Origin of the sequence: Paenibacillus tarimensis, assembly GCF_021532315.1 — a bacterium.
GTDB lineage: Bacteria > Bacillota > Bacilli > Paenibacillales > Paenibacillaceae > Paenibacillus_I > Paenibacillus_I tarimensis.
In genome coordinates this window covers 20,515-35,807 of the sequence record NZ_JAKGAO010000003.1, presented here as the reverse complement: position 1 = coordinate 35,807, position 15,293 = coordinate 20,515, and the positions used below count along the sequence as shown (strand labels likewise).

Genomic DNA, 15,293 nt, shown 5'->3' with positions numbered 1-15,293 from the left:
TTAACGCTCCAAGCGGACCGGCACGGTCGTCTGTTCAATTACTTGCCTGATGATCTCATCCTGGGTGACTCCGTTCATCCGGGCTTCCGTGTGCAGGATGATCCGGTGGCCGAGCACATGTCCCGCAAGCTCCTTGACGTCATCGGGAATGACATAGTCGCGCTGCTTAATAAAAGCGTGTGCCCTTACGGCCGCCATCAGTGAGATGGCCGCACGCGGACTCGCGCCAAGATGAACGCCCGAATGCTCTCTCGTGCCGCGCACCACTCGCACCAGATAGTCACCGACCGCCTCATCCACGTGAACACGCCTAACCTGTTCCTGCATATTGACGATATCGGCCATGGAGGCTACCTGCGTAGCTCTGGCGGAAGCCTGGTCCGCATAGCTGTTCATGATCATACGGTGCTCGGTCTGCTCATCAGGATAGCCCAGCGTCAGCTTCATCATAAATCTGTCCATCTGGGCTTCAGGGAGCATGTAGGTGCCTTCAAATTCAATAGGGTTCTGAGTGGCAATAAGAACGAAGGGCTGCGGCAGCGGATGGGATGCGCCGTCTACGGTAACATGCCGCTCTTCCATTGCTTCCAGCAGTGCGGACTGCGTCTTGGTCGTGGCCCGGTTAATCTCGTCAGCCAGCAGGATGTTCGCCATAATCGGACCCGGCCTGAACACAAAGGTTTCATCCTTGGGATGATAGATTGAAACTCCAGTTATATCGGTAGGAAGCAGATCCGGGTTGCACTGAATACGACGGAATTGGCCGCCCACAGCGTTAGAAAGCGCTTTAACCAGCTGGGTCTTGCCCGTTCCGGGCACATCCTCCAGCAAAATATGCCCGCCGGCCAGCAATGCGGTCAGCAGGCGTTCTATTTCTTCGGATTTCCCGAGGATACTCTGTTCAAGACTGTCTTGAATTGCTCTACAGGTTTGCATGTCACTGGTGCGTACGTCCATCGCTCAACCTCCCGGTAATTATAGATCGTTCATGGCGCAAATCTAGTCAGCCTCTGTCCGAATCTCTTAACCGAAGCAGGGACAAACTGCCATTCTATTCTATTTTACAGGAATTAAGCATGGCTGTACAATTGAACATCCTCTAAAAAAACTGGAGGATCACACAGGATCCCCCATTTATCCCTTCGGCCGCACAATGAGTGCCGCAAGGAACGAGAATATAATAGCGGATGAAATCCCCGCACTGGTCAGCTTGAACATCCCTGTAATGACACCTACCGGCCCTGTGGCATGCAGCTCGGTCAACGCCCCGTGAACAAGCGCATTGCCGAAGCTTGTGATGGGTATGCTTGCTCCCGCTCCGGCAAACCTGATCAGAGGCTCGTACAGATTAAAGCCATCCAATATGGCACCAACAACTACAAGCGTTGACATCGTATGCGCAGGTGAAAGCTTCACCACATCAAACATCAGCTGGCCAATAACACAGATTCCTCCCCCGACAAGAAAAGCCCAGAGAAACTGCATCCTTATCCCCCCTTCTCAATGGCGACTGCGTGTGCGATGCACGGGATGGTCTCCTTTTGCTGAAAAGACAGGGGCGACATAAGGGCACCGGTCGCCACGACTAGCACACGGTTCAATTCACCGTTCTTGATCCGCTTCAGCAGATGGCCGTAGGTCACAACAGCCGAGCAGCCGCAGCCGCTTCCTCCCGCTTGCACCCCCTGCTTCTCCAGGTCGTAGATCATCAGGCCGCAGTCGTTAAAGACCGTATCGTCCATCGGAACCTCATTGCGCTCCAGCAAATCCTTCGCGATCTGGTGGCCCACCCGGGCCAGGTCTCCTGTGACTATCAGATCATAATCTCCCGGAACACGGCCGGTATCGTTGAAATGCGTCTGAATTGTATCGACGGCAGCCGGCGCCATGGCCGCTCCCATGTTAAACGGATCAGCAATACCGAGATCCACGATCTTGCCGATTGTGGCGCAGGTAACGACAGGACCGTCGCCTTCGGCTGCAAGCACCGCGGCCCCCGCGCCTGTTACGGTATACTGTGCGGTCGGCGGCTTCTGGGAGCCGTATTCGGTCGGATAGCGGAACTGCTTCTCCGCCGTACAGTTATGGCTGCATGTGCCTGCCATTACATACTGTGCGCCTCCTGAATTGACAATCATGGAAGCAAGGGCAAGGGACTCCATGGACGTGGAGCAGGCGCCGAATACGCCCAGGTATGGGACTCCAAGCTCTCTGGCCGTAAAGCTGTTGCTGATAATCTGGTTCAGCAGATCCCCGCCGATAAAAAACTGCAGGTCATGCTTCTCAATACTCGACTGCTTGACGGCAATATCGGCTGCCTGCTCCATCAGCAGCCGCTCTGCCTTCTCCCAGCTCTTCTGCTGCAGATCAAGCTCAGGATGGATCAGATCGAAATCTTCGGCGAGCGGCCCTTCTCCCTCATCAGGACCGACTACGGCACCTGAACCGATGATGACAGGACGCTTGTCAAACCACCAGGTCTGCTTGCCTCTGAGCATCCTATTGCCCTCCCGTTCCGAGAATGATGTGGGCAATACCCACAAAGAACGCGGCCACCGCTCCATAAACGATAACAGAGCCCGCCAGCTTGAACATATTGCCGCCGACTCCAAGCACTAGCCCTTCACTGCGGTGTTCAAGCGCAGCCGAGCACATGGAGTTTGCGAAGCCCGTTACCGGAACCGCGGTACCCGCTCCGGCCCACTGGGCCATTTTGTCATACACGCCCAGGCTGGTCAGTACAACCGAGATGAAAATCATCGTCGCGACCGTCGGCCCGCTAGCCTGCGTCGACGTCAAATGCAGCCAAGCCATATACCCGTTCTGAATCGCTTGTCCGATGACACAGATCAATCCGCCCACCACAAAAGCCCGCAGGCAGTTCTTCAGGACGGAACGGCCCGGCTCGCGTGACTTCGCGAACGCCTTGTATTCCTTGGAGGACATTGTCATATTCTTGTATTTGCCTTTGTCCGCTGCTTTCCCGGCCAAGCCGCAGCACCTCCCTGTTCTTAAACCTTCTTACGGTTAACATTATTTGTTGCGTCGCTGCATGTTATGCCATCCGAAACAAAAAGGCGGCCTTCCGTCTCTGGAAGGCCGCCTTGTGTCTTAAGCAGCAAGCAGCAGGATCAGCACAAGCAGTACAAATAGCACCAGCACTGTCAACACCCTGAGTGCGGGCAGCTCACAGCTCTCGCGGATTGGCATAGGCATGGGCACTAACTCCCTTCTGGCAGCTTCTCTGTTATCGTATGCCTGCAATCCCGCCCATGTACGTGTATAACCTCATTCAGCTGTCATTCAGCAAGTATTCAGCCGCTCCTAAGCTTAGTCGATTATAATATAGACACAAGAGAAGCGTGAAGGGCAGGCAGAAGTCAATGATGAACGGCAGAGGTATGAAGGTTTTACTGGTGGATGATGAACCGCATATACTCCAATTTTTGGAGATTGGACTTCTTAACGAAGGCTTTACTGTACAAACGGCCCCGGATGGGCTGACCGCCGTAACGGCGGCGGATGATTATGCCCCCCATGTTATCGTGCTCGATGTCATGATGCCAGGGATGGATGGGTTTGAGGTGTGCCGCCTGTTCAAGCAAAACGGCATAGAAGCCGCCATCATTATGCTGACGGCCAAGGATGAGGTCGATGACCGGGTGAAGGGCCTTCATCTGGGGGCTGACGATTATGTAATCAAGCCTTTCAGCTTTGAAGAGCTGCTGGCCCGGATTTATGCGCGGCTGCGGAACCAGTTTCCCGCCCTGTTCGGCGAGGTTACGGCAGGACCGTTCCGGATTGATGACAGCCGCAAGGAAATCCGCTATAGGGACAGCATTCTGGAGCTATCCCCCACAGAGTACGAGCTGCTCAAGTATCTGGTCACCAACCATGGTATTGTACTCAGCAAGTCGAGAATTTTGGATAAGGTATGGGGGTATCAGTTCGGAGGGGAGGAGAATATCGTCGAAGTGTATATCCGTTCGCTCCGGGAGAAGCTTAAGGACCGCGAGCACCGGCTTATCCGAACCCTCCGCGGGGCAGGTTACAGGGTGGACCTGCCATGAAGTTATATTCAGGTATCCTGAAGAAATGGACCCGGCAGCTGTCGCCCAAATCGCTCCGCTCGCAGCTGTTGATGCGGTCCCTGTTGGTTCTCGGTGTCCTGCTGCTGCTGATCGGCTCATTCCAATACGTTATTATGCAGCAGTCCCTTTACCGCAGCAAGGCTGAAACAATGGATGCGCAGCTGCGTTCACTCCCCAAGGATTTTACAATGAAGACTGGTACAGCAGACAAATTCGATGAAGGCGATAATAGAGGAGCAAAAGGCCGTACCGCAGGCAGACAGCCGAGCGGGGAGACTGTACCGCCTGAAAGGGGCGGGGGTCGTCTGCTCGTCATTCCTGATATGACGCTGGCTTCAGTCGATGAGGCAGGAAGCTACACCGAGCTGCTGGAGACTGCCGCCCATCCTTCGCCCCAGCTTAATGCCAATCAGCTTGCTGATATTCGCAGACAGGTGAGCGGTCCGGGCGGCGTCCACTATCTCGTAGCCGAGGATGCAGAGGGCACCGAGCAGCTGCTCGTGTTCCGCTCTGCCGTTGGGCCCGGTGAAAACGGCGAACTACTGCAGATGGGCACTCCCACAAGCCTACTGCGTTCTGTTCTGATGCAGCAACTGTTCATATTTGGCGGCCTGTCCGCCCTGGCGTTGGTCGGCGGGCTCATGCTCTATGTGTCCGTCCTGCGACGCACTTTAGTTCCACTGTCCAATATGGTCCGGACGGTGGAGCGCACAGATGCCGGCAATTTGACTGAACGCTTCCCCGCTACTCAGGGCCAGGAAGAAATCGACCTTCTAGCCAAGTCGTTTAACGGCATGCTGGAGCGGTTGCAGGCTTCCTTTGCCGCTGAGGTGGAAGCGAAGGAACAGATGCGGCGCTTCATAGCCGATGCTTCCCATGAGCTGCGCACGCCCCTTACCTCTATTCACGGATTCCTGGAGGTGCTGCTGCGGGGCGCCGCTGAACGTGAAGAGCAGCTATATCCGGCGCTGAACAGCATGCAGGGCGAATCACGGCGGATGAAGAAGCTTGTTGAGGATCTGCTCCTGCTGGCGAAGCTGGACCGTGCGCCCGAGCTGCAGCGCAAGCAGACATCACTTGCCAGAATACTGCTTGATATGCAGCCTCAGCTGAAGCTGCTCGCAGCTTCGCGCTCCCTGGAGCTGAATCTCCCCGAAGAAGACCCGGTACCTGCTTTTCTGAATGCCGACAAGATCAGACAGGTCCTGCTGAACCTGTACCACAACGCGGTGCAGCATTCCGATCCAGATACAGGCAGGATATCCGTTACACTTGAGCGCGAGCGGGACATGGCAGTTATCAAGGTTTCAGATAATGGCAGCGGAATCGATCCGGTTCACCTTCCGCATCTGTTTGACCGGTTCTACAGGAGCGACAGCTCCAGGACCCGGAAGTATGGAGGTGCGGGGCTTGGGCTAGCCATAAGCAAATCCATCACAGAGGCACATGGCGGAAGCATTGAAGTCTCCAGCTCCCCCGGCGCCGGCAGCACATTCACTGTATGCCTCCCGATTCACGACAAGCCAGTGTGACCGCATTTCACAGCAGAATACGTTATTTTCTGATTAAGGGGCTGTCCCATAAGTCATAACGACTTAAGGACAGCCCCTTGCTTAACGTTTGTGGGATTCGTAAGCCGTGCAGCAGCATCCAGGCCAGAGAGAAGCTAGTCCCCGGGTGCGCCGGTCATGTTCAGCCAGTATTCAGCTTGTCTTCAACAAACCTTCAGCGCAGCCTCACGCTCCTTTCAGCTTGCCTGCCTATACTAACCGTGTAAGACAAAGAGAAGGCATAGGAGGTGAGCGCTCAAATGAAAGCAACAAGAATAATGTGGTGGGCACTTGGCATTATCGGACTCATCGCACTGGCTGCAGCTGGACTGGAGCTTGTTCAGCATCTGATGTACGGACGGTTCGGAGGTGCGCATGGCCAGGCAAGCCAGTGGGTCCAGGGACACGGCGGACACCACCGCTACCTGCAGCATGGAATTGGATTCTTCGACATAACCGGGACACTTCTGTTCCTACTGAAGCTTACCCTGCTGACTGCTGGCATCCTGATCTGGCGCATGTCCACTGGTCTTGCGAAATGGGCAGGCTGCGCATTCGCCCTTATCATGCTGTTTGCACTGCTGCCGTTCACCTGGGCTGTGATCACGATCCTGGCTGCTGGTCTTGTATTCAAAGGCAGAACGGGCCAAATTGCCGGTAAAGGCCAGATGCCCGTCTACCCCTCTTCTGCCTGCACGGGGATAGCTCCCGAGCGAGGCGCATTTCTGGATGAGTGGGAGCGTAAGCAGAAGCACTGAGCATGGGAGCAATAGAAAACGATGATGAATCGATCTTTTGAAGATTTGATGAGGAGGAACAGAGAATGGGGATATTGGGACGTTTAAAGGCTATTGCCGCCGCTGATGTCAACGGGCTTCTCGACCGGATGGAAGATCCCGTACATATGGCGAGGCAGCACATTCGCAAGGTGGAAGAACAGCTGGACGCCGTCCGGGAAGCACTAGCCGGGCAGCATGCAGCAGTCCAGCAGCTGGAGCTGTTAATTGCCAGGGCCGGTGATGTAATTGACAAGCGAAACCGGCAGGCGCTGCTGGCTGTAGAGCACGAGAATGAGCAGGTCGCTCAGCTGGCCGTTCAGGACAAGCTGCATCATCAGAAGCTGCTCGTTACCTATACCGGACAGCGTGAGACGCTGAACCAGCAGGCAAATGTATTGAGACAGGAAGAGACAAGAATCAGCGAGCTGTTGAGAGAGCTGCAGACAAGGCTCTTCTTCCTGACTGCCCGTGCCCACGCCGCCCATGCAATGCACACAGCAGCTGGGGCGGTGCCCCAGCTGCACACGGATAGAATTATGCGCAGCTTCTCACGGCTTGAAGAGTGTGTTATGCGTCAGGAAGCAGGAGCTCAAATATACAGCCCTGACAGCACCGGCTCACCATCCGCTGTTCTCAGCCGGCTTGATGAAGAAGAAGAAATCCGCGCCGAGCTTGAACGGTTGAAAGCCGAACAAAAGGCAGGACTGGAGCATAAATAAACATAAGAAAAGATCAGGAATACGGACTAAAAGGCCGGCATTCCTGATCTTCTTGTCTATTAAATAGAAGTACTATTGATTTGCGACCCGCATCGCTCTATGCGGTTCGGGAGGTTTTTTTGTCAACCGATAACCGCGGCCTGGCCGACTTATACCACTGAACGCACAGCAGAACGATCAGCAATATATGTATGCCATCTCCTCCGTAATACATCAGCAGACTCCCGGATTCAGCCTGCACAGCAGGCACACCCTCAGGCGGACTCGCGTACAAATATTTCGCCAGAATCCCGTGTCCTGCCAAAGCCGTAACCATTACAACGGCCCGCAGTACATATCCCGTTCGATGAGGGGAAGGGTCAATGTAAATCATCGAGGCTGTAAAGACATAGCCTGACAAGAAGATATGTACATGTACGATTATGTGCACAAGCAGATGCTCCTGCATAAGTGCATACAATTCTGTCGTATACAAAATCCATAGCCCGCCTATGTTCAGGAAAGCCGCTGTGACGGGATGGGTCAGAAATCCGAAGCAGGCCCCTCTTAGTATCCGTGATATACGTCTTGAGGCTCCCGTATTAATGACCCTTAAAGCCAGAGTAACCGGCGCACTCAGAACGAGCAGGAGCGGAGCTAGCATGCCCAGGAGCAGATGGGCTGCCATATGCGCCTGAAACATCCGGTGTGCCTGCTCGGCAAGCGGCCCGACAACAGCTGCCGCGGCAGACAGGACACCCAGCAGCCATAGCACGAAGCGGGAGAGCGGCCATTGCCGCCCGTACCGGCGGGACGACAGGACTGCCGCTCCGGCGTACAGCAGGATGAGCAGTGCAAAGGGCAGCGCGGACAGCAGATGCTCGTGCACCGGCATAGGATACTGGCCAAGGTGGCTAGAGTGGTCGTGCATGCTTCTCCCCCTTCCGCTTATGACTGCCTTGTCCGGCGGGAATAGATCAAGAGGAACCATCCTCCCGCAATCAACAGTACGGCCGCTATGTTCCATGCCCAGTCATAAACCAGCACATTATCCACGTAGCGGATTTGATGGATACGCATCAGCTTGTGATGAACCACGCCATCGTACAGCTGAAAAGCGCCGCTCCCCAGCAGTACGGCTCCCAACCAGGCTTGCAGCTGCAGCGCCTCCCGCCGCCGCAGATCGGCGAATAGGAAGAGGCCCCCAATTGTTGCAAACCAGCTTAATGCATGAAATAAACCATCGGAGACCAGTCCCACAGCAGTTGTCGACCGGTCGTAGAAGTGATGCCAGTGCAGCAGCTGATGAAAGACAGCTTCATCAATAAAGGCCACCAGACCTATACCAAACAAAAAGCCGGAACCTATATTACGTCTTCTATATGTGCTGCTGGTCCTTGTTTCAGCCATGTGATCCCTCCTGAAGCATTATCGCCCTGCTCCTTCGCATCTGCAGCTCATTTAACTCGTCTTATCCTTTATACCCGCCTGCGGCCTTGTCCAATACCTCCGGGCCATACTTTAAACCGGATAGCGAAATGGTGTAACATGATAGAGGCAAGTCAGGTTGTCTCAGCAGTCTTACATACTATGAGGTGAAGGAAGGGATCGCTATGAAATACAGACGCGTGGGATCTAGCGGTATTAAGGTAAGTGAAATCGGTCTGGGAAGCTGGCTGACCTATGGAACAGCTGCCGAGCAGGAAGCTGCGGATGCGTGTATCCGCTCGGCGTTTGAGCACGGCATTAATTTCTTCGACACCGCCAATGCATACAATACCGGAGCTGGCGAGGAAGCAATGGGCGCTGCACTGCGGTCTTATAACAGATCCAGCTATGTGCTCTCGACCAAAGTCTTCTTCCCGATGGGCAGCGGACCGAATGACCGCGGCTTGTCACGCAAGCATATTATGGAGCAATGTGAAGCAAGCCTTAGAAGACTTGGTGTGGATTACATCGACATCTATTACTGCCACCGTTATGATCATGAGACGCCTCTTGAGGAAACGCTGCGGGCACTCGATGATCTGACGGCTCAAGGTAAAATTCTGTATGCGGCCGTCAGTGAATGGAGTGCTGCTCAGATTGCGGACGCGGCAGGCATCACTAAGCGCTTGAACCTGCGTCCGCTCATCTCTAATCAGCCTATCTATAACATGTTCGAACGTTATATCGAGCAGGAAGTACTGCAGGTCAGCGCACGGGAAGGGATCGGGCAGATCGTCTTCTCACCGCTGGCGCAGGGCATCCTGACCGGCAAATATAAGCCGGGACAGCAGCTGCCATCCGGAAGCCGCGCGGCTAATGACAGCGTAAACCAGGTAATCCGGAGTTATCTGCGTGACGATGTGCTGGAATGCGTCCAGGAGCTTGACTCCATTGCCAAGAGGCTCGGCATGACCCTGTCACAGCTCTCGCTGGCCTGGGTGCTCCGCCATCCGGGCGTAAGCTCTGCCTTGATCGGAGCCAGCCGTCCGGCCCAGATCGAAGAGAACGTCAAGGCTGTTGAATTCACACTTACCCAAGACAGCCTGGATGCAATCGAAGCTGTACTGGCAAAGGTCAAGGACTTTGCTCCCGCGAGATAAGCGGGCTATATGACACCTAACGAAGAAGGCCTGCCGAATCAAATGCGGCAGGCTTCTTAACTAGCAATTATTTTATCTAACGATAGAACAGCTGCAAGCTATTCCTGCTCCACATCCATCTTAAAAATCCGTTCGCTGATTAAGCCCAGGAACTGTGCCCACCTCTGCTGAAATTCCGGATCATCCGGCGCGCGGCCGGTTATCATTCGCGTCACACTGCTGTAGAGAAGGGGATACACGGTCAGACTGGAGAGCATCAGTGTAAGCAGCGCCGGGTCTAGCTCCTTCGGAACCTGCCCTTTTTCCTGCTTAGCCTTCATATCTTCATTATAAGACTGCAGTACCCGCCTCCGATGTTCCTCGCCATTCACATTCTCAGGAACTGTATCGACAGCTTCCCATGCCGTAAATTTCAAGAACTCCATCAAGTGGTTCACATTGACGTTAAACCGGAATTCAGCGATATCCCTAGGGTCAGCCGGCAGCGTAAAATTCCCTGATGGCAGGGATGCCATAAAGTCTTCTATAGTCTCATTGATCAGCTGCTCTTTTCCCTTGAAGTAATGATAGATTAACTGCTTATTAATTCCAGCACGCTTCGCTATGGACTCAATTCTTGCCCCCGTATAACCCTTCTCAAAAAACTCTTCCTTCGCAGCCTGCAGAATTGCCTTGCGAGTTCGTTCGGCGTTGCGTATTTCTCCCAAGTTGCTCACCATCCTGTGTATCCATTACCTAACATCGTAGAGACATATTACGATCAAGTCAACTCTACTTAACACTTGGTAAGCATTACTTTACACGTGTAAAATTAAATGCTATGCTTTTGCTGAGTATTCGAATAACTCTATAAAAAAGGTAATGGAATTTATGAAGCTTAAATTTGGAAGGAGTATGTCCGATGACGCAGGATGTCGTAAATTTCATCGATGCATTGCCTGAGCCTTGGCAGGTCCAGCTGTGCCATCAGCTTCGCGATGTGGTTCACCAAGTCATCCCCGGGGTTCAAGAACGCATTCAGTACAAGAAGCCCCATTTTCTGAAAAATGGTAAGTATGCCGCTGTAATTTCCGTATCGAAGGATGCCGTCAGCTTCACTCTATTCAATGCTGCTTCACTTGAACTGCCGCAAGGAAGCTTCGAGGGGCCTCCAGAGCGAAAAACCATTAAGCTTCGTCAATCGCATACCGCGGATATGGAGCAGCTGTCCTCTTGGCTTGGGTACACAGCTACATCCCTGTGATAATAGATGAAAAAAAAAAGGAGCCTCTCCACGGTAAAGGCTGGGTGTACCCGCATTTACCAAGGAAAGCTCCCTTTGTGACTAGGTTTAGCTGGCTTTCTAATCCCTTGCCTGATACCGGAAATAGGCAAAGTCGGCATAGCTCCCGCCAAACTGGTTCATGTCATGGGCCGCAATACCGATGAAATTGCCCGTGAATCCGCCGGACAGGAAACCGAGATGCTGAGATCCGCCGAGAGTCAGCCACTCGCCCTCCGCCTGAATCCGGTAATAATACTGCCCCATAACCCCCGTGACATCCACCGCCAGCTGCACCGGGCCCCCTTCGGGTACACTGATCCGGTAAGGCTCGACCGTAAACTCATCCCGCTCGCAGCGCATCAGCCTAAGCACCTTGCCCCATTCTTCTTCATGGCTGACATAGGCGTACCAGTAGTTATCTTCATTCAGATATAGCATTAGCCCAGCCATCTGCAAATACATCGCCGGCTCATATTCGAGTGCGGTTTCCGCCCGGAACGAAGGGCTCGTCTGCCGGACGGCCGCAATATGATGGCGGAACAAGCTCTGGACCGACTCGCCTGCGGTGATTCTCAAGTAACCCGGACGCTGCTTGAGCGAGCACCAGCTTTCATCAGGCAGGATGCGGAGCGTGTTCCACTGCGGCTTCAATGCCGGACAATCAAATTCATCCCTAAAGTCCAGGCTGCCTGTTCCCTTCAGCGCGGCCCCTCCAGGCAGCGGAACCTCTGTTTTAGGAGAGCTTCCGCCAGCGGTCAGACGAAGCCAGCCCTCATCATTCCAGTATACCTGCTGGAGTGCTGTTTCCCTGCCAAGAATGGCGTACTGTCCCTCCAGGGGGCGGGTGCACAGATGAGCCATATACCATTCGCCCGAAGGAGTCTCAACGAGGCTCCCATGACCCGCACACTGCAGCGCCAGCTCCGGGTTGCCGCGCGAGGTGAGCATCGGATTAAGAGGGTCTACTTCATACTCGCCAAGCAGCTCGCTTGAGCGCGCTACTGTGACAGCATGGCCACTGCCCGTTCCTCCCTCAGCCGTGATCAGATAGTAATAGCCGCTTCGCTTATAGATATGCGGTGCCTCCGTCTTCTTAAGCGGCGTACAGTCAAACAGCTTGCGGGGCTTCCCTGTCAACCGGCGCTCGGTCTGGTCATACTCCTGGATAACGATTCCGCTTGATTTATTGCCCTCTGTAATCCGGTAATCCCACAGGGCATTAAGCAGCCACTTCCGACCGTCATCGTCATGGAACAGGGACGGGTCGAAGCCGCTGCTGTTCAGGTACACGGGCTCCGACCATGGTCCATGGATGGATGACGCGGTAATTAAATAGTTATGGCAGTCCTTGAACGGCCGCTTCGTGCTCTTCACATCGGTATACAGGAGGTAGAACAGCCCGTCATGAAAGCTGAGCTGCGGCGCCCAGATGCTGCAATTCTTCGGGTTTCCCCTCAAGTCTATCTGGTCTGTCAAAATATCCGTGCAGTACTCCCATTCCGCAAGGTTATCCGACTGGTATACCCGGATGCCAGGCAGCCACTCAAATGATGAAACGGCAATGTAGTAAATCTCTCCGACCCTTATTATACAAGGATCGGGATTGAAGCCGGGCAGTACCGGATTATGAATGACATTTACCGCTTTGCTATCTGTAATCATTGATCTTCCGCCTCCCTAGCCTTCACTTTAACCGAAGCGGTTAACGCTGCGGCGTGCTCAAGTCCTGCTGCGCCGGCGAAACCGTGACCTGCTCCAGCAGCTGCTCGGTCTGCTTCGTGTTCCTGGATTCACACTGTTCAAGTATGATCCCTTCACCATTTTCGACATAGAAGGCCGGCCCCTCGTGATTCTCAACCGTTACGCCGCGGAACCGGATATCTCTCACATTGCCAAGGAAGAAGCCGCGGTTATTCATCTCCTGCAGGCCCGACATCATAGCGGGATGTCCCGGAACTGCCTGCTCAGCCATAGAGATGTCGATGTTATCGAATGTAACCTCAGATACGTATTGTTCCGCCAAGCCATAGATGAAGCCGGCTGCCGCATGCACACCGCGGGCTGTAATATTGGCAAAATGAATGCGGCGGAACTGCGGCGTCTCCTCCGTAACCGGGTAAGGATTTTTGTCCCAGACATATTTGTCCTTGCCGCGGGGGCCGCAGAAATAATAGAGGTTCATGATGAACGGGCAAATGACATCCTCCATGACTATATTGCTCACCCGAATATCCTCGACGATCCCGCCCCTTCCGCGTCTTGACTTGAGGCGAATGCCCCGGTCCGTCTGTTTGAACACACAGTTCGTAATCACGACATTGCGGATGCTTCCGCTCATCTCGCTGCCGATGACCACCCCGCCATGGCCGTGAACCATCGTGCAGCCTGTTACCGTAATATTCTCGCACGGCATCCGCTCTTTTGTATCCTCGGTGCCGGCCTTGATGGCAATGCAGTCATCTCCCACATCAATATGACAGCTGCTGATCCGTACATTCGTACAGGATTCGGGATTAATTCCGTCCGTGTTGGGCGAATCCGCCGGATTCAGAATCGACAGGTTGTCTATGGTCACATCCCGGCACAGCAGCGGATGAACGGTCCAGCTTGGCGAGTTGGCCAGCGTTATGTCCCGCAGCGTCACTCTTCGGCAGCTCTCCAGACTGATCAGCTTGGGCCGCGGATACTGCAGCTCTTCCGGACGGTTCCGCTGCTTATCCCACCACGCCTGCCCATTCCCCTCCAGCCTGCCGGTTCCTGTTATGGACACATTCTCCAGGTCTCTTCCATAGATGCAGGAAACATGCACCTCACGCATGACGCCTTCCCAGCTTGAGTGTATTACCGGATAGTGCTCTGGCTGGTCACTGAACGATAACACGGCACCCGGACTTAAGTGCAGCTCAATATTGCTCTTCAGAACAATTGCTCCTGTGCGGTAGACGCCAGCCGGAACATATACGGTACCGCCTCCTGCTGCCGCCGCGGCATCTATAGCAGCCGCTATCGCGCCCGTCGAAAGGCCCTGTGCATTCTTCCTTGCTCCATAATCCGCTATATTAAATAACACGGGTACAACCACCCCTCCTCTTAATGTATAGCCAGCGCTTGTGTTATCGCTGCTGCGCATATTCATATTCCGTGCAGGCGAGCAGGAAGGCGCCGAGTCCCTTCTGATCGTTCGTAATAATCGGCTCGCTGATGTAATACGCATATGTGCCGTCGCGCCTCTCTTCCCCGCCTAAACCCGCCACCTGACAGGTTTTATTCAAATTGATCCAGCCCTGCTTCGTCTCCAGCACAAATTCCGCAATCAGACCCGCATAAGCCCAATCAAGCGTGCTCTGCCATTCCCCGCCAAGCAGGCCGAGGCGCATGCCCTTTGCTATTGCATAGATGATCATGCTGGTAGCGGAGGCTTCCAGATAATTGCCCTTTCTGCCCCCCTTGTCGACCACCTGGTACCACACACCGCTATCCCTATCCTGGTAGCCGCGGAGCGCGGTAAGCGTCTCGCCAAAAATACGCGTAAGCTCGGCGCGATCCTTATGGTCGCGCGGCAGCAGCTCAAGCACATCGGCAAGCGCCATTACATACCAGCCCAGCGATCTGCCCCAGAAATTTGGCGACAGGCCGGTCTCCGGATCACACCAAGGCTGCACGCGCTTCTCATCCCATGCATGATAGAGCAGTCCGGTTTTCTTGTCCTTCGTATGCTTCTCACACAGAATGAACTGCCTTGTCACATCATCCGTTTGGCTTCCCTCTTCAAAGGAGAGCGTATATTCCAGATAAAAAGGAGCCCCCATGTAGAGACCGTCCAGCCATATCTGATAGGGATAAATCTGCTTATGCCAGAATGCCCCCTCTGAGGTGCGCGGATGGTGATCCAGCTGACTCCTCAGCAAAGCGGCCGCCTGCTTGTATTTCATCTCCCCGGTTTCCCGGTACAGCCCAAACAACAGCTTGCCGTTATTCAGATGATCAATATTGTACTCTAGCGGGCTGTATCCGCGAATTGACCCGTCTTCCCCGATAAAATAATCCATATTCTTCTGTATGTACTGCCAATACCGCTGGTCGCCGGTCAGCCTCCACAGCCGTTCAAACCCTTTCAGGATAACCCCGTAATCATAAGACCATTTGCCGTTGTAGCCCTTATCCTCATAAAGCCTCGGCGTGCGCTCCATAATGGATTCCGCCGTTCTATCCGCCCATTTCGCTTGTTCCATAGCCGTTCCTCCTGTAAGAACAACCATTCCGCCTGCCGCAGGGCAGTACGGAATGGCTGATGGATTGCCGGTGTTATCCTGCCTCCGGCTT

General features: G+C 54.1%; 16 protein-coding genes. 6 read left to right on the top strand and 10 right to left on the bottom strand.

Annotation, left to right across the window (positions count from 1 at the left end):
* The 4 genes from L1N82_RS00170 to spoVAC all read right to left on the bottom strand — a co-directional run bounded on the left by L1N82_RS00170 (position 1) and on the right by spoVAC (position 2,952).
* Positions 1-957 carry an AAA family ATPase gene (locus L1N82_RS00170; protein WP_235285314.1) on the bottom strand — a complete coding sequence of 319 codons (957 nt, stop codon included), beginning with the start codon at positions 955-957 and terminating at the stop codon, positions 1-3.
* Positions 958-1,134: 177 nt separating this feature from the next.
* Positions 1,135-1,485, bottom strand: coding sequence for a stage V sporulation protein AE (gene spoVAE, locus L1N82_RS00165; RefSeq protein WP_235285313.1), 351 nt, complete (start codon positions 1,483-1,485; stop codon positions 1,135-1,137).
* A gap of 2 nt (positions 1,486-1,487) precedes the next feature.
* Complete coding sequence (gene spoVAD, locus L1N82_RS00160) at positions 1,488-2,498, bottom strand: stage V sporulation protein AD (RefSeq protein ID WP_235285312.1); 1,011 nt, start codon at positions 2,496-2,498, stop codon at positions 1,488-1,490.
* A gap of 1 nt (position 2,499) precedes the next feature.
* Positions 2,500-2,952: a stage V sporulation protein AC gene (gene spoVAC, locus L1N82_RS00155; protein ID WP_407946660.1), complete on the bottom strand. Its 453-nt coding sequence runs from the start codon at positions 2,950-2,952 to the stop codon at positions 2,500-2,502.
* A gap of 431 nt (positions 2,953-3,383) precedes the next feature.
* On the opposite strand from spoVAC, the gene L1N82_RS00150 reads away from it, so the two are divergent.
* The 4 genes from L1N82_RS00150 to L1N82_RS00135 all read left to right on the top strand — a co-directional run bounded on the left by L1N82_RS00150 (position 3,384) and on the right by L1N82_RS00135 (position 7,139).
* Positions 3,384-4,070, top strand: a complete 687-nt coding sequence (locus tag L1N82_RS00150; RefSeq protein ID WP_235285310.1) for a response regulator transcription factor — start codon at positions 3,384-3,386, stop codon at positions 4,068-4,070.
* On the top strand, positions 4,067-5,623 hold the full coding sequence (locus tag L1N82_RS00145; protein ID WP_235285309.1) for a sensor histidine kinase: 1,557 nt from the start codon (positions 4,067-4,069) through the stop codon (positions 5,621-5,623). The genes L1N82_RS00150 and L1N82_RS00145 overlap by 4 nt, the downstream gene beginning before the upstream one ends.
* Positions 5,624-5,901: 278 nt before the next feature.
* Positions 5,902-6,399, top strand: a complete 498-nt coding sequence (locus L1N82_RS00140) for a hypothetical protein (RefSeq protein WP_235285308.1) — start codon at positions 5,902-5,904, stop codon at positions 6,397-6,399.
* A 65-nt stretch (positions 6,400-6,464) separates the two neighbouring features.
* Positions 6,465-7,139: a PspA/IM30 family protein gene (locus L1N82_RS00135; RefSeq protein WP_235285307.1), complete on the top strand. Its 675-nt coding sequence runs from the start codon at positions 6,465-6,467 to the stop codon at positions 7,137-7,139.
* Positions 7,140-7,236: 97 nt separating this feature from the next.
* Here L1N82_RS00135 and L1N82_RS00130 read toward each other — a convergent pair whose 3' ends face one another.
* Together L1N82_RS00130 and L1N82_RS00125 are read right to left on the bottom strand one after the other, a co-directional pair.
* Positions 7,237-8,049 carry a cytochrome c oxidase assembly protein gene (locus L1N82_RS00130; RefSeq protein ID WP_235285306.1) on the bottom strand — a complete coding sequence of 271 codons (813 nt, stop codon included), beginning with the start codon at positions 8,047-8,049 and terminating at the stop codon, positions 7,237-7,239.
* A 17-nt stretch (positions 8,050-8,066) separates the two neighbouring features.
* Entirely contained in the window at positions 8,067-8,528 is a 462-nt protein-coding gene (locus L1N82_RS00125) for a DUF2243 domain-containing protein (protein WP_235285305.1), read from the bottom strand.
* 203 nt (positions 8,529-8,731) lie between these two features.
* Here L1N82_RS00125 and L1N82_RS00120 point away from each other — a divergent pair, with 203 nt between their 5' ends.
* The gene (locus L1N82_RS00120) at positions 8,732-9,706 is read left to right on the top strand and encodes an aldo/keto reductase family protein (protein ID WP_235285304.1); all 975 of its coding nucleotides are present in this window, start codon (positions 8,732-8,734) and stop codon (positions 9,704-9,706) included.
* Between the two features lie 98 nt (positions 9,707-9,804).
* Here L1N82_RS00120 and L1N82_RS00115 read toward each other — a convergent pair whose 3' ends face one another.
* Positions 9,805-10,413, bottom strand: coding sequence for a TetR/AcrR family transcriptional regulator (locus L1N82_RS00115; RefSeq protein ID WP_235285303.1), 609 nt, complete (start codon positions 10,411-10,413; stop codon positions 9,805-9,807).
* A gap of 194 nt (positions 10,414-10,607) precedes the next feature.
* Here L1N82_RS00115 and L1N82_RS00110 point away from each other — a divergent pair, with 194 nt between their 5' ends.
* Positions 10,608-10,949 (top strand): DUF1801 domain-containing protein, encoded by a 342-nt coding sequence (locus L1N82_RS00110; protein WP_235285302.1) that lies wholly within the window; start codon positions 10,608-10,610, stop codon positions 10,947-10,949.
* Between the two features lie 99 nt (positions 10,950-11,048).
* Here L1N82_RS00110 and L1N82_RS00105 read toward each other — a convergent pair whose 3' ends face one another.
* The 3 genes from L1N82_RS00105 to L1N82_RS00095 are packed head-to-tail and all read right to left on the bottom strand — an operon-like array spanning position 11,049 to position 15,202.
* Positions 11,049-12,632 (bottom strand): glycoside hydrolase family 43 protein, encoded by a 1,584-nt coding sequence (locus tag L1N82_RS00105; protein WP_235285301.1) that lies wholly within the window; start codon positions 12,630-12,632, stop codon positions 11,049-11,051.
* A 40-nt stretch (positions 12,633-12,672) separates the two neighbouring features.
* Positions 12,673-14,106 carry a glycoside hydrolase family 28 protein gene (locus L1N82_RS00100; RefSeq protein ID WP_235285300.1) on the bottom strand — a complete coding sequence of 478 codons (1,434 nt, stop codon included), beginning with the start codon at positions 14,104-14,106 and terminating at the stop codon, positions 12,673-12,675.
* Positions 14,084-15,202, bottom strand: a complete 1,119-nt coding sequence (locus L1N82_RS00095; protein WP_235285299.1) for a glycoside hydrolase family 88/105 protein — start codon at positions 15,200-15,202, stop codon at positions 14,084-14,086. Before L1N82_RS00095 ends, L1N82_RS00100 begins: the two co-directional genes overlap by 23 nt.
* Positions 15,203-15,293 lie beyond the last annotated feature (91 nt).